This is a genomic window from Curtobacterium sp. SORGH_AS_0776, assembly GCF_031453355.1.
Taxonomy (GTDB): domain Bacteria; phylum Actinomycetota; class Actinomycetes; order Actinomycetales; family Microbacteriaceae; genus Curtobacterium.
The window spans coordinates 3,036,756-3,049,097 of record NZ_JAVIYU010000001.1 but is presented as its reverse complement, the minus strand read 5'-3'; the positions used below and the strand labels follow the sequence as shown (position 1 = coordinate 3,049,097).

Annotated in this window: 14 protein-coding genes; 10 read left to right on the top strand and 4 right to left on the bottom strand. The window is 72.9% G+C overall.

Annotation, left to right across the window (positions count from 1 at the left end):
* Positions 1-106 precede the first annotated feature (106 nt).
* On the bottom strand, positions 107-1,195 hold the full coding sequence (locus QE359_RS14955) for an acyltransferase family protein (RefSeq protein WP_309779786.1): 1,089 nt from the start codon (positions 1,193-1,195) through the stop codon (positions 107-109).
* A gap of 80 nt (positions 1,196-1,275) precedes the next feature.
* On the opposite strand from QE359_RS14955, the gene QE359_RS14950 reads away from it, so the two are divergent.
* The 5 genes from QE359_RS14950 (at position 1,276) to QE359_RS14930 (ending at position 4,703) form a co-directional block, all read left to right on the top strand.
* Positions 1,276-2,052 carry an SDR family oxidoreductase gene (locus tag QE359_RS14950; RefSeq protein ID WP_309779785.1) on the top strand — a complete coding sequence of 259 codons (777 nt, stop codon included), beginning with the start codon at positions 1,276-1,278 and terminating at the stop codon, positions 2,050-2,052.
* A 100-nt stretch (positions 2,053-2,152) separates the two neighbouring features.
* Positions 2,153-2,686 (top strand): phosphoribosyltransferase, encoded by a 534-nt coding sequence (locus QE359_RS14945; protein ID WP_175473674.1) that lies wholly within the window; start codon positions 2,153-2,155, stop codon positions 2,684-2,686.
* On the top strand, positions 2,683-3,402 hold the full coding sequence (locus tag QE359_RS14940) for a Type 1 glutamine amidotransferase-like domain-containing protein (protein WP_309779784.1): 720 nt from the start codon (positions 2,683-2,685) through the stop codon (positions 3,400-3,402). The genes QE359_RS14945 and QE359_RS14940 overlap by 4 nt, the downstream gene beginning before the upstream one ends.
* A 4-nt stretch (positions 3,403-3,406) precedes the next feature.
* Entirely contained in the window at positions 3,407-4,090 is a 684-nt protein-coding gene (locus QE359_RS14935; protein WP_309779783.1) for a uracil-DNA glycosylase, read from the top strand.
* Positions 4,091-4,100: 10 nt separating this feature from the next.
* Positions 4,101-4,703: a GNAT family N-acetyltransferase gene (locus tag QE359_RS14930; RefSeq protein ID WP_070416352.1), complete on the top strand. Its 603-nt coding sequence runs from the start codon at positions 4,101-4,103 to the stop codon at positions 4,701-4,703.
* A gap of 631 nt (positions 4,704-5,334) precedes the next feature.
* Here the strand turns inward: QE359_RS14930 and QE359_RS14925 are convergent.
* Positions 5,335-6,033: an FCD domain-containing protein gene (locus QE359_RS14925; RefSeq protein ID WP_309779782.1), complete on the bottom strand. Its 699-nt coding sequence runs from the start codon at positions 6,031-6,033 to the stop codon at positions 5,335-5,337.
* A 206-nt stretch (positions 6,034-6,239) separates the two neighbouring features.
* Between QE359_RS14925 and QE359_RS14920 the strand changes: the two genes are divergently transcribed.
* From QE359_RS14920 to QE359_RS14910, 3 genes are read left to right on the top strand one after another with little or no spacing between them, the layout of a single operon-like run.
* Positions 6,240-7,802 (top strand): SLC13 family permease, encoded by a 1,563-nt coding sequence (locus QE359_RS14920; protein ID WP_309779781.1) that lies wholly within the window; start codon positions 6,240-6,242, stop codon positions 7,800-7,802.
* A gap of 38 nt (positions 7,803-7,840) precedes the next feature.
* Positions 7,841-8,320 carry a gluconokinase gene (locus QE359_RS14915; protein WP_309780442.1) on the top strand — a complete coding sequence of 160 codons (480 nt, stop codon included), beginning with the start codon at positions 7,841-7,843 and terminating at the stop codon, positions 8,318-8,320.
* 39 nt (positions 8,321-8,359) lie between these two features.
* Complete coding sequence (locus QE359_RS14910) at positions 8,360-8,728, top strand: YciI family protein (protein ID WP_309779780.1); 369 nt, start codon at positions 8,360-8,362, stop codon at positions 8,726-8,728.
* Between the two features lie 41 nt (positions 8,729-8,769).
* On the opposite strand, the gene QE359_RS14905 is transcribed toward QE359_RS14910, so the two are convergent.
* Both QE359_RS14905 and QE359_RS14900 read right to left on the bottom strand, forming a co-directional pair.
* A complete protein-coding gene (locus tag QE359_RS14905) occupies positions 8,770-10,434 on the bottom strand; it encodes an ABC-F family ATP-binding cassette domain-containing protein (RefSeq protein ID WP_309779779.1) in 1,665 nt (554 codons plus the stop codon).
* 65 nt (positions 10,435-10,499) lie between these two features.
* The gene (locus tag QE359_RS14900) at positions 10,500-10,805 is read right to left on the bottom strand and encodes a putative quinol monooxygenase (RefSeq protein ID WP_070416347.1); all 306 of its coding nucleotides are present in this window, start codon (positions 10,803-10,805) and stop codon (positions 10,500-10,502) included.
* A 119-nt stretch (positions 10,806-10,924) separates the two neighbouring features.
* Here QE359_RS14900 and QE359_RS14895 point away from each other — a divergent pair, with 119 nt between their 5' ends.
* Together QE359_RS14895 and QE359_RS14890 are read left to right on the top strand one after the other, a co-directional pair.
* On the top strand, positions 10,925-11,485 hold the full coding sequence (locus tag QE359_RS14895) for an RNA polymerase sigma factor (RefSeq protein ID WP_071302559.1): 561 nt from the start codon (positions 10,925-10,927) through the stop codon (positions 11,483-11,485).
* Positions 11,482-12,342 (top strand): hypothetical protein, encoded by an 861-nt coding sequence (locus QE359_RS14890; protein ID WP_309779778.1) that lies wholly within the window; start codon positions 11,482-11,484, stop codon positions 12,340-12,342. Before QE359_RS14895 ends, QE359_RS14890 begins: the two co-directional genes overlap by 4 nt.

Here is a 12,342-nt window from a genome sequence, read left to right as displayed (position 1 = left end):
GTGCGCACTCACACGCCGGCGGCGACCACGGGGGGAGGTCGCGGCCTGCCGCGACGTCGCGCGCCGCCGACTGAGCGCAGCGAAGACGACGGCTTGCGCGGGGATGTCACTGCTCGCGGCGGAAGAGCCAGCGCACGTTCGGTTCGAGGAGCCAGCGCATCCCCCGGCGGACGAACGGCTGGGCGAGGAACAGGCTCACCGCGCAGGCGATCGCCACCATGAGCAGCACGTACGGCCACGCCGAGTGCTGCCCGGCGAGCACCCCGGACTCGCGGATCGGGTAGAGCACGAACGTGTGCAGCAGGTACACGTACATCGTCGCCGCGCCGAACTGCGTGATCCAGACGTTCCGACGGGGCACGAGCAGCAGGAACGACGCGGTGAGGAGGGTCGCCAGCAGCATCAGCCCGAAGCGGACCGCACCGGCCCACCAGGCGTCCTCGCCGAGTCCCGAGTAGGAGTCGTCGTAGAAGAACCAGTGGTGCAGGTCGAACTGCTTGAACTGCGGGATCCAGATCGCACACGCCACCGCCCACGCCACGAACACCGCACCGGCCGCGATGCGCACCCGGACCACGACCCGCCGCGGAGCCTCGTACCAGCGGTCGAAGACGCCCCACTGCTTCACCTGCCAGCCGAGCAGGAAGAACGGCAGGAGGCTGATCGCCCGCGACAGCGAGAGCGTGGAGTCGACGTTGTCGAAGTAGCCGACGCCGATGCTGAACACGACGGCCCAGAACAGCGGCCACCGGAGCTGTGCGAGGTACGGGAGGATCAGCTTGAAGATCCCCAGCGCGAGCAGGAACCAGAGCGTCCAGGTCGGCTGCGTCGGGTTGAACTTCTTCCCGCCCTCGACCAGGGCCTGCACGACGGTCCAGATCGTCTGCATGATGATGTACGGCACGACGATGTCCGTGATCGTCCGGCGCATGCGCTTCGCGGTCGGGGTGTCGGCGGAGGAGAAGTACCCGCTGATGACACCGAACGCCGGCATGTGGAACGCGTAGATGAAGGTGTACAGCGCAAGGGCGTGCTCGCTCGCCGCCGTCTGGCGCTGGATCGCATGGCCGATCACCACGAGCGTGACCGCCAGGAACCGCGCCGTGTCCCACATCGGGATACGGCGCTTCGCACGTCCGGGCTCGAGCTGCGAGGCGGGCGCCGAGGGCGCGGGAGGGGCGGCGTCCGTCGTCATCGCCGGTCACGTTACCCGATCGTGACCTTGCCGGATCGGTACGGTTGGGACATCCCACCCCGTCCCCCTGGAGGAAGCACATGGCATCTCGTCGCGCAGTCGTCACCGGAGCGAGCTCGGGCATCGGAGCAGCGACCGTCCGACTGTTCCGCGCACACGGGTGGGACGTGCTCGCCGTCGCCCGCCGTGCCTCGAAGCTCGAGGCGCTCGCCGGGTCGACCGGAGCCGACGTCCTCGTCGCGGACATCACCAGCGCCTCCGACGTCGAGGCGCTGGCCGCCCGTGTCCACGAGCTCGGGGGAGCGGACGTGCTCGTGAACAACGCCGGCGGCGCCTTCGGGTCCGCGTCGGTCGAGGAGTCGGACGTCGAGGACTGGCGCGCCATGTTCGAGGTGAACGTGATCGGCACGAAGCGGGTCGTCGCGGCGTTGCTCCCGCACCTTCGTCGGCGCGCGGCGGACGCCGGGAGCGCCGACATCGTCACGGTGACGAGCACGGCCGGGCACGTGGCGTACGAGAACGGCGGCGGGTACAACGCCGCGAAGTTCGCCGAGCACGCCCTCGTGGCTGCGCTCCGGCTCGAGCTGAACGGTGAACCGATCCGGGTCGTCGAGATCGCGCCGGGCCTCGTGAAGACCGACGAGTTCGCCCTGACCCGGTTCCGTGGCGACGCGGAGAAGGCCGCGGCGGTCTACGACGACGTGCCGGAGCCGCTCGTGGCCGAGGACGTCGCCGAGGCGATCGTGCACGCGGTCGAGCTGCCGGCGCACGTGAACCTCGACCTCGTGACGATCCGCCCGGTGGCGCAGTCGGCCCAGCACAAGCTCGCGCGGGGGAAGCTGACGCCGCGGGTGTGATCCCCGCGGGTGCCGCGCACCCGGCCCGCACCCGGCCCGCACGCGCCCGGGCCGCACGTGCGGGTCGCGGGCGCGGGGTCCGTGCCGGTACCGTTGTCGGATGCCGATCAGCAGCGAATCCGGGTCACCCGCCCAGGCTCCCTCGACCGTGACCGTGACGAGCGGGCCCGAGGTGCTCGGATGGCTCGAGTTCGGTGACGCAGCACGCCTGCTCGCCAAGGACGTCTTGTCCTCCGGCTTCGAACCCGAGGTCGTCGTCGCCGTGGCCCGCGGTGGGCTCATCATCGCCGGTGCGGTCGCCTACGCCCTCGGCACCAAGGAGTGCGGTTCGATCAACGTCGAGTTCTACACCGACGTCGAGCAGCGCCTCGAGGAGCCGGTCATCCTGTCGCCGGCGCTCGACGCCCCGAGCCTCGCCGGCAAGCGCGTCCTCGTCGTCGACGACGTGTCGGACTCCGGCCGGACCCTGCGCCTGGTGGTCGACATCATCCGGAACGCCGGCGCCGACGTCCGCAGCGCCTGCCTCTACTCGAAGCCCGGCACCGTGCTCGAGCCGGACCACGTCTGGCGTCGCGTCGACGGGTGGATCACCTTCCCGTGGAGCGCCCTCGCCCCGGTGACGGCCGAGTCGTGAGCATCCACCTCGTCGGCGGCGGACCCTTCGCCGCCTCGGACGCCGCCGCGCCCTTCGTCGCCGAGGCCACGGTCCGCTCCGCAGCGGTCGGCCGCACGGTCCCGCGCATCGCCCTGCTCTCCGTCGCCGACGGGTCCGGGGTGAGCCCCTCCGGCACTGCCGACATCGCCGGGGTGCTGACCGGCCCGCGCACGGCCGAGGTCCTCGTCACCGAGGTCGCCGCCGGCCAGGTGTTCGACACCACGGTCCTCAGCGACGTCGACGCCCTCGTGGTCGGCGGCGGGGTCACGCCGGACTACCTCGACGCCGTCGCCCCGCTCGTCGACCAGATCCGCCTGCTCGTCTCCGACGGCCTGCCCTACCTCGGCTACTCGGCCGGCGCGATGATCGCCGCCGATCGTGCCCTCGTCGGCGGCTGGCGCATCGGTGGCGTCGAGATCTGCCCCGAGGAAGCCTCCGAGGGCCTCGACGAGGTCGAACTCCGCGAGGGGCTCGGCCTGGTGGACCTGACGATCGACGTGCACGCCGTCCAGGCCGGCACGCTCGCCCGGCTCATCGCGAGCGCCGAGGCCGAGTTCGTGACCGCCGGCCTGGCGATCGACGAGGACACCACGCTGGTCGTGGGCGAGGGTGCGCTCGAGGTCCGCGGCACCGGCAGCGTCTGGCGCGTCGTCGCCGGCGAGGACTCGGTCGCCGTCGCCACGATGGGCGCCTAGCCCCGTGCAGGCCCGACCGCTCGCCGACCTCGTCGACCCCGGCTGGGCCGAGGCCCTCGCCCCGGTCGAGGACGACGTCCACCGGATGGGCGACTGGCTCCGCGCCGAGACCGGTGCCGGTCGGCAGTACCTCCCGGCCGGGGAGCACGTCCTCCGCGCCTTCGCCGAGCCGTTCGACGACGTCCGGGTCCTCGTCGTCGGACAGGACCCGTACCCGACGCCCGGGCACCCGGTCGGCCTGTCGTTCGCGGTCGACCCGCACGTGCGACCCGTCCCGCGCAGCCTGGCGAACATCTACCGCGAGCTCGAGGCCGACCTCGGCGTGACGCCGCCGGCGCACGGGGACCTGCGGGCGTGGTCGGCCCAGGGTGTCCTGCTGCTCAACCGCGTCCTGACCGTCGAGGCCGGAGTCGCCGGCAGCCACCGCGGGAAGGGCTGGGAGGCCGTCACCGACCAGGCAGTCCGTGCCCTCGTCGCCCGTGGGAAGCCCCTCGTCGCCGTCCTCTGGGGTGCGCAGGCGGCCTCGGTCCGGCCGCTCCTCGGGGACACCCCGGTCGTCGCGTCCGCCCACCCGAGCCCGCTCAGCGCCTCGCGCGGGTTCTTCGGCAGCCGCCCGTTCTCGCAGGTGAACGAGCTGCTCGTCGCGCAGGGCGCCGAACCGGTCGACTGGACCCTGCCCGCGGCATAGGCTCGGACCCGTGCTCGAGGAGGAATACCAGCGACGGCGGGTCCTGCCGCGACACCTGCGCGCCCCGGTCCCCGCCGAGGCCGCGTTCACCTACACGATCCGCGCTGCCGAGCCCAGCGACCTCCCCGACGTCCGCGAGATCCACACGCACTACGTCCGGAACTCCTCGGTGACCTTCGACCCGTCGGCGTTCACGTTCGCCGCGTGGAAGCGCCGCTACGACGAGATCCGTCGTCGCGGTCTGCCGTTCCTGGTCGCTGAGAACCCCTCGGGGCAGGTGCTCGGCTACGCGCTCGTCGACCCGTGGAACCCCCGCGACCGGTCGAACCGCGTCGTCGAGGACTCGATCTACCTCGGTGCCGCGTCCGGCGGGAAGGGGCTCGGGCGGGCCCTGATGGAGGCGCTGATCGACGAGTGCCGTTCGGCCGGCGTCCGCGAGGTCGTCGCCGTCATCGCCGACCGCCAGGCCGAGGCGTCGATCCGGCTCCACGAGCGGCTCGGCTTCGAGGAGGTCGGTCGCATGGGGAAGGTCGGCTACAAGTACGACCGGTGGCTCGGCACGGTGACGATGCGGCTGCGCCTGCGCGGTCCGCGCCTCTTCGCGCGCGGGTAGTGCGCGCGGCCGCCGTCGAGGTCGCACGATCGGCCGCTTCCGGCGTGCGCGCGCGGCGTGTCGTGCGACCTCGGCGGAGAACGTGCGGCGTGTCCTGCGACCCGGCCACGGTCGGACGGGAGGCGCGGGTCGGCCCCGCACCGCGCCTCCCGTCCGCCCGTCGGTCGCGTCCCGGGCACGCGAGGTCGCGCGATCGGTCGCTCCCGTCGCGCGCTTGCGGCGCGTCGTGCGACCTCGGCGGAGAGCGTGCGGCGTGTCCTGCGACCCGGCCACGGTCGGACGGGAGGCGCGCGGGTCGGCCCCGCACTGCGCCTCCCGTCCGCCCGTCGGTCGCGTCCCGGGCACGCGAGGTCGCGCGATCGGCCGCTTCCGGCGCGCGCACACGGCGTGTCGTGCGCCCTCGGCGGAGAGCGTGCGGCGTGTCCTGCGACCCGGCCACGGTCGGACGGGAGGCGCGGGTCGGCCCTGCACCGCGCCTCCCGTCCGTCGATCGGTCGCGTCTCGGGCGCGCGAGATCGCGCGATCTGCCGCTCCCGCCGCGCGCGTGCGGCGTGTCGTGCGCCCTCGGCGACCCGCACGCGGCGTGTCTCGCGCCCTCGGCGACCCCGGCGGCCCTGGCCGCGCCCTCGGGTCAGGACCTCGGCGCCTCCGCGATGAACTCGTCCCGCGTCACCCGCACGAGCTCGCGCGCCGCAGCCGACGCGGCCGCGCCGTCGCCCGCGACGAGCGCCAGCCCCACGGCCTCGTGCCGGGCCGCCGCGTCGCGGGTCCAGCGCGTGATGGTGTCCCGCGACTCCGAGGTGCGGGTCCGCAGCAGCGCCTCGACGGTCCCGGCGAAGTGTGCGAAGACGGCGTTGCCGGAACCGGTCAGGAGCGCTCGGTGGAAGCGGACGTCGGCCTCGAGGTAGGCGCGGCTGTCCTCCCGACCGCAGGCGTCGGTCATGTCGGTGGCGGCGGCGAGCACCGCTGCGGCACCCGGTGTCCCCGCCGTGAGCGATGCGGCGACGGGCTCGACGCCGAGGCGCAGCTCGAGCAGTTCCCGCTGCTGTGCGAAGTACCAGGGCGAGGCGCCGCGCCACCGGATCACGGTCGGCGCGAGCAGCTCCCACGACACGATGTCGAGCACCAGCGTGCCGACGCGCTGGCGGGGTTCGACGAGCCCGAGCGACTGCAGGACGCGCAGCGCCTCGCGGACGACCGACCTCGACACGCCGAACTCCGCCGCGACGGCCTCGGGCCGGACGACGGTGCCCGGGGCGAGCGCGCCGTCGACGATCCGCTGCCCGAGCGTCTCGAGCACCTGGGCGTGCAGTCCGCGGCCGGTCGCCATCGTTCCTCCGTGCAGTACGCGGCACGCACGGCGCGTGACACGGTGTCCATCGAATCGGCAGACTGCCCCGGAGGGCGGATGCCGCGCGGTGGATCGTCGTATAGTCTGATTAATCAGATTATTGACGGTCGACGCGCAGCACGCCAGACCGTCCTCGACACGAAGGCGACGGAGCCGCGCGGCAGCGGCTCCAGGAAGGGGCACCGATGCCTCACGCTCTCCCGGCCGATCCGGCCACGGTCCACGCGGCCGCGGCCCACGCGGTCACCGTCCTGGCGGCAGAACCAGCCGGCACCGAAGCCGTCGACCCGTCGGGGCCGGTCGCGCAACTGATCATCGCGGCGATCATCGGCATCGTCGTGATCATCGCCCTCATCACCTGGCTGAAGGTGCACCCGTTCATCGCGCTCACGATCGGGGCGCTCGGCGTCGGGATCGGTGCGGGTCTCGCTCCGGACAAGGCGGTGACGAGCTTCGGCAACGGCTTCGGTGCGACGATGACGAGCGTCGGCATCCTCGTCGGCCTCGGCTCGATGTTCGGCAAGATGCTCGTCGACTCCGGTGCGGCCGACCGTGTGGTCGACACCCTCGTGCGGAGGTCGTCGAAGGCGGCGCTGCCGTGGACGATGGCCCTGATCGGAGCACTCATCGGCCTGCCGATGTTCTTCGAGGTCGGCCTCGTCCTGCTCATCCCGATCATCGTCCTGGTGGCGAAGCGCAGCTCCGTCCCGATCATGAAGATCGCCGTGCCCGCCCTCGTCGGCCTCTCCACGATGCACGCGTTCGTCCCGCCGCACCCCGGCCCGCTCGTCGCCATCTCGACGGTCGGTGCGAACCTCGGCACGACGCTCGCCTTCGGCATCGTGCTCGCGATCCCCGTCATCGTCCTCGCCGGCCCGGTGTTCGCCCGCTTCGCGGCGCGCTGGGTCGACATCCCAGCGCCCGACATGTTCGGGTCGCGCGGTTCCGACGCAGGTCCCGTCGGCGACGACCCGGCACACGCGGGTCGGGAGGCGCGGCGCGGCCCCGCCACGCAGGACACCGCATCCCTGCCCCACGGCAAGAGCGACTTCACCCGCGTCATCAGCGAGCCGTGCAGCCCGTCCTTCACGGTCGCGCTGGTCGGCATCCTGCTGCCCGTCGTCCTGATGCTCGCGCAGGCCATCCGCGAGGCCACCGTCCCGGACGCCTCGGGCTCGTGGGTCAGCCTGCTCGACTTCCTCGGGTCGCCGATGATCGCGATCGGCATCGCCGCGGTCTACGCGATGATCTTCTTCGCCATCGGCGGCGGCATGGACCGTTCCGCTGTGTCGAAGTCCCTCGAGAGTGCCCTGCCGCCGGTCGCGGGCGTCCTGCTCATCGTCGGCGCCGGCGGTGGCTTCAAGCAGGTGCTCATCGACACCGGGATCGGCGGGGTGATCGCCGACGCCGTGAAGGACTCCGGCATCTCGGTGCTGCTCGTCGCCTGGGTGGTGTCTGCCCTCGTGCGCGTCGCCACCGGGTCGGCCACGGTCGCCACCGTCACGGCCGCGGGCATCATGGCGCCGATCGCGCACGACCTGTCCTCGCCGATGACCTCGCTGCTCGTGCTCGCGATCGGCGCCGGGTCGGTCTTCCTGTCGCACGTGAACGACGCCGGGTTCTGGCTCGTGAAGGGGTACCTCAACACCACGGTCGGGCAGACCTTCAAGACGTGGACGATGCTCGAGTGCCTCATCTCGGTGTTCGGCCTCGCCGGGGTCATGCTCGCGGGGGTGTTCATCCATTGAGCGACGACACCGCACTCGATGCCCGCGTCCTCGTGGTGATGGGGGTCTCCGGATCGGGCAAGTCGACCGTCGCCGCGATGGTCGCCGAGCAGCTCGGGTGGGACTTCGCCGAGGGCGACGCCATGCACCCGCAGGCGAACGTGGACAAGATGCACGCCGGCACCCCGCTGACCGACGAGGACCGCTGGCCCTGGCTCGACGTCATCGCGGCGTGGATCCGGTCGCACCTCGACGGTGGCACCCCCGGCGTGGTGACCTGCTCGGCGCTGAAGCGCTCCTACCGCGACGTCCTCCGGGCACCCGGAGTGGTGTTCGTGCACGTCGCCGGGGACGGGTCCCTCATCGAGGACCGGATGTCGAAGCGCTCCGGGCACTTCATGCCGACCTCGCTCCTGCAGTCCCAGCTCGCCACCCTCGAGCCGCCGCAGGACGACGAGGCCCACATCACCGTCGCGGCGGACCGGACCCCGCAGGAGGAGAGCGCCGAGGTCATCGAGCGGCTGGCGCTCCGCCGCTGACCACGCACGGAGCGTCCGGCCACGGTGTAGGCCTGGCGCATGCCGCACTTCGTCGTCCTCATCCACGGTGGCCCGGGCGAGGCGTCGCCCGACGAGCTCGCCGCCCACGACCGGCACGCCTCGGACCTCATCGACTCCGGCGCGCTCGTCGCGGCGTTCGCGTTCGGCCCTGCCTCCGAGGTGGTGCGCATCGACGGCGACGGTCCGTCAGCCCGTCCCGAGGCGACGACCGCGCTCGACGGCATCGGGGTCATCGAGGCGCGGGACCTCGACGCCGCGGTCGCGATCGCCCGCCGGAACCCCGCCACGGAGCAGGGCGGCTTCGTCGAGGTGCGCCCGGTCGCCGGTTCGTGGACGCGGGACGGTGGTGCGGCCGCGGGTTCCGCGCCCGGCGTGCCGACGCCCTGACGGGGCTCGGCAGTCACGACCCCGAGCGATCAGACGACCGGTCAGGCCTCGGTGACGCGACCGGCCTCGACGCGCCACTGCCGGTCGAGGCGGACGGTCTCGAGCATGCGGCGGTCGTGCGTGACGAGGAGCAGGGTGCCGTCGTACGAGTCGAGGGCCTGTTCGAGCTGCTCGATCGCGGCGAGGTCGAGGTGGTTCGTGGGCTCGTCGAGCACGAGCACGTTCACCCCGCGGGCCTGCAGGAGCGCGAGGCCGGCGCGCGTCCGCTCACCGGGGGAGAGCGCGTTCGCCGGACGGCCGACGTGGTCCGCCTTCAGCCCGAACTTCGCGAGCAGGGTCCGGACGTCGGCCGTCGTGTACTCGGGCACGATCGCCTCGAACGCGTCGGCCAGCGGCTGGTCACCCGTGAAGGCCGCGCGTGCCTGGTCGATCTCGCCGACCGCGACGCTGGAGCCGAGCGACGCCGTGCCCGTCGTCGGCGCCTGCTTGCCGAGCAGCGCCCGGAGGAGCGTGGACTTGCCGGCACCGTTCGGACCCGTGATGCCGATGCGGTCACCGCCGTCGATCTGCAGGGAGACCGGCCCGAGCGTGAAGTCGCCCTGGGTGAACGTCGCGTCGGACAGGGTAGCGACGACCGCCGAGGACCGGGGCGCGCTGCCGATCGTGAACTCGAGCTGCCACTCCTTGCGCGGCTCCTCGACCTCGTCCAGCCGGGCGATGCGGGACTCCATCTGCCGGACCTTCTGCGCCTGCTTCTCACTCGACTCGGAGGCGGCACGACGGCGGATCTTGTCGTTGTCGGGACTCTTCCGCATCGCGTTCCGGACGCCCTGGCTCGACCACTCGCGCTGGGTCCGGGCCCGGGAGACGAGGTCGGCCTTGGTGGACGCGTACTCCTCGTAGGCGTCGCGCTTGTGCTGCCGTGCGATCTCGCGCTCCTCGAGGTAGGAGTCGTAGCCGCCGCCGAAGAGCCGGTTGGTGGACTGCGCGAGATCGAGCTCGAGGACGGCGGTCACCGAGCGCGCCAGGAACTCGCGGTCGTGGCTGACGAGCACGACACCGCCGCGGAGGCCCCGGACGAAGCCCTCCAGCCGGTCGAGGCCGTCCAGGTCGAGGTCGTTCGTCGGTTCGTCGAGCAGCACGATGTCGAACCGCGAGAGCAGCAGTGCGGCGAGCCCGACGCGGGCCGCCTGCCCGCCGGACAACGCGGTCATGAGCGACTCCGGCCCGACGCCGTCCTCCTCCGAACCGACGGCCAGGCCGAGGTCGGCGAGCACGACGGGGATGCGGTCGTCGAGGTCGGCCGCGCCTGCCGCGAGCCAGCGGTCGAGCGCCGCCGAGTAGGCGTCCGCCGCGGCGTCACCGGCGTCGGGGTCGCCGAGCGCCGCGGCTGCGGCGTCCATCGTCGCGGTGGCCTCGGCGCACCCGGTCCGCCGGGCGATGTAGGCGGCGACGGTCTCACCCGCGAGGCGTTCGTGCTCCTGCGGCAGCCACCCGACGAACGCGTCCGTCGGTGCGAGCGACACGGTGCCGGCCAGCGGCTCGTCCACCCCGGCGAGGAGCCGGAGCAGGGTCGACTTGCCGGCGCCGTTCACCCCCACGACGCCGATGACGTCCCCCGGGGCGACGGTGAGGTCGAGGGAGTCGAAGAGCGTGCGTGCGGCGTACCCGCCGGAGAGTCCCTTGGCGACGAGCGTGGCGGTCATGCCCCAATCGTCCCATCCCCGCGACGGACCATCGACCGGAGCGGGGCCGGGTCAGCGGTGTCGGGTCAGTCGAGCGTGATCGTCCGGCCGAACCGACGGGTGACCGGCGGGGCGGCGACGACGGCGGCGAGGGCGTTCGCCGCACCCTCCGGCGTGCCGCGCCAGGCGACGTAGGCGTCGTGGGCCTCAGGCGTCGTCCAGCGCTCGACGACGACCACCCGTGACGGGTCGGTGTCGTCGACGAGGACCTCGAGCGACTCGTTGCCGGCGAACGCACCGGTCTGGGCGAGGGTCTCGCGGATCGCGGCCTCGGTGGTCTCGGTGGGGAGGTCGCTCCGGAGCTGGACCTCGAGCAGGACGGTCATCGACATGGTGCACCTTTCGTCGTCGTTGCCGGATGCAACCGCACCCGGCAGCGGGGTGTTCCGGACTCGCCGTCGACCGGTGCGGCGGGGTGGAACCGATCCGGTCGTCCCGGACACTGCAGGGTATGGACAGCGGGGACTGGGCGATGGCGCTCGAGGGCGACGGCGAGGCGTTCGGGCGGGTGTTCGACCGGCACCGCCACCGGGTGCAGCGACACTGCATGCGGCTCGTGCCGGTCGACACGGACGCGGCCGACTCGGTCGCGATCGTGTTCCTCGAGGCCTGGCGGAACCGGGCTCGGGTCCGGCTGGTCGACGGGTCACTCCTGCCGTGGCTGCTCGTCACGGCCACCAACGTCGCCCGCAACCAGACCCGCGCGGCCCGGCGGTACCGGGCCGCGCTCGACCGGTTGCCACCACCCGAACCCGTCCCCGACCACGCGGACCGGGACGATGACGGGGACGCCGTCCGGGCGCTCCGGCAGCTCGGGCACCGCGACCAGGAGATCATCACGCTGTCGGTCCTCGAGGGCTACAGCGAGCGGGAGATCGCCGCCGCACTCGGCATCGCGCCGGGAACGGTGAAGTCGCGCCTCTCCCGCGCACGGACCCGGCTCGCCGCGGCACTCACCGCGAGCGGGCCCACGACACAGCCGGCCGTCGAACGGAACGGAGCACGATCATGAGCACCTCCACGAACAGGGACACCGACGACCGCGACCGGGCACTGCGGGCATTGCTCGTCGACACGGTCGAGCACACACCTCGGCGGCGTCGACGGTGGCGGGCGGCGACGATCGCGGGAGCGGTGGTGTGCGTCCTCGGTGGCGCCGCCGCCGGTGGTGCGATCACCGCGGCGGCGAGTCCGGACCCGGCCGCCCTCGAGGCGCAGAGCCAGGCCGCGACGGTCGTCGGCGGGTCGGGCGCGACGTACCTGCGGGTCGTCGGCAGCCCGGTCGGGCGGGTCGGGTCGTCGAACGAGACGATCTCGGTCGGACGCGCTCCCGCCCGTGCCGACACGTTCACCTGGGTCGCCACGTGTCGCACCGGGAGCGGCGAGATCACCGAGCGCGGGTCCGGTGTCGATGACGGTAAAGCGTCGTGCGCCGCCGGGTCGCACGTCACGGGCTCGTACGCGGCGTCGGAGATCGCCGGGCACCGGATCCGGCTCAGCGTGGACGGGGACCTGGGGTGGACGCTGTCGTACGGCTGGCTGCGCACACCCCCGATGCCCGCGGCGAGCGCGGCGCAGGACCAGGCGACCGAGGACGGCGTCGTCACCCGGAGCGAGTACCTCGCGGCCTTCGACCGCCTGCAGGGGTGCATGACCGCACGGGGGGAGTCGCTCGGCCGGATCCCGAGGTCGTCGTTGTTCGTGGCGCCGACGGCCCACGACGCGTACGTGCTCGACTGGTGCAGCGCATCGGAGTGGTCCGCGGTCGACGTCCTCTGGCAGAACGAGCACCCGGCCCCGTCGTCGGACGACGACTCGTGGGGATGGCAGCCGTACGACCCCGCGTCCGATCCGCGCTACGCCGGCTGA

Excerpts from the sequence above, each read along its gene's own strand:
- QE359_RS14955 (WP_309779786.1), bottom strand. The coding sequence starts at position 1,195 with ATGACGACGGACGCCGCCCCTCCCGCGCCCTCGGCGCCCGCCTCGCAG.
- QE359_RS14950 (WP_309779785.1), top strand. The coding sequence starts at position 1,276 with ATGGCATCTCGTCGCGCAGTCGTCACCGGAGCGAGCTCGGGCATCGGA.
- QE359_RS14945 (WP_175473674.1), top strand. The coding sequence starts at position 2,153 with ATGCCGATCAGCAGCGAATCCGGGTCACCCGCCCAGGCTCCCTCGACC.
- QE359_RS14925 (WP_309779782.1), bottom strand. The coding sequence starts at position 6,033 with ATGGCGACCGGCCGCGGACTGCACGCCCAGGTGCTCGAGACGCTCGGG.
- QE359_RS14920 (WP_309779781.1), top strand. The coding sequence starts at position 6,240 with ATGCCTCACGCTCTCCCGGCCGATCCGGCCACGGTCCACGCGGCCGCG.
- QE359_RS14915 (WP_309780442.1), top strand. The coding sequence starts at position 7,841 with ATGGGGGTCTCCGGATCGGGCAAGTCGACCGTCGCCGCGATGGTCGCC.
- QE359_RS14910 (WP_309779780.1), top strand. The coding sequence starts at position 8,360 with ATGCCGCACTTCGTCGTCCTCATCCACGGTGGCCCGGGCGAGGCGTCG.
- QE359_RS14905 (WP_309779779.1), bottom strand. The coding sequence starts at position 10,434 with ATGACCGCCACGCTCGTCGCCAAGGGACTCTCCGGCGGGTACGCCGCA.
- QE359_RS14900 (WP_070416347.1), bottom strand. The coding sequence starts at position 10,805 with ATGTCGATGACCGTCCTGCTCGAGGTCCAGCTCCGGAGCGACCTCCCC.
- QE359_RS14895 (WP_071302559.1), top strand. The coding sequence starts at position 10,925 with ATGGACAGCGGGGACTGGGCGATGGCGCTCGAGGGCGACGGCGAGGCG.
- QE359_RS14890 (WP_309779778.1), top strand. The coding sequence starts at position 11,482 with ATGAGCACCTCCACGAACAGGGACACCGACGACCGCGACCGGGCACTG.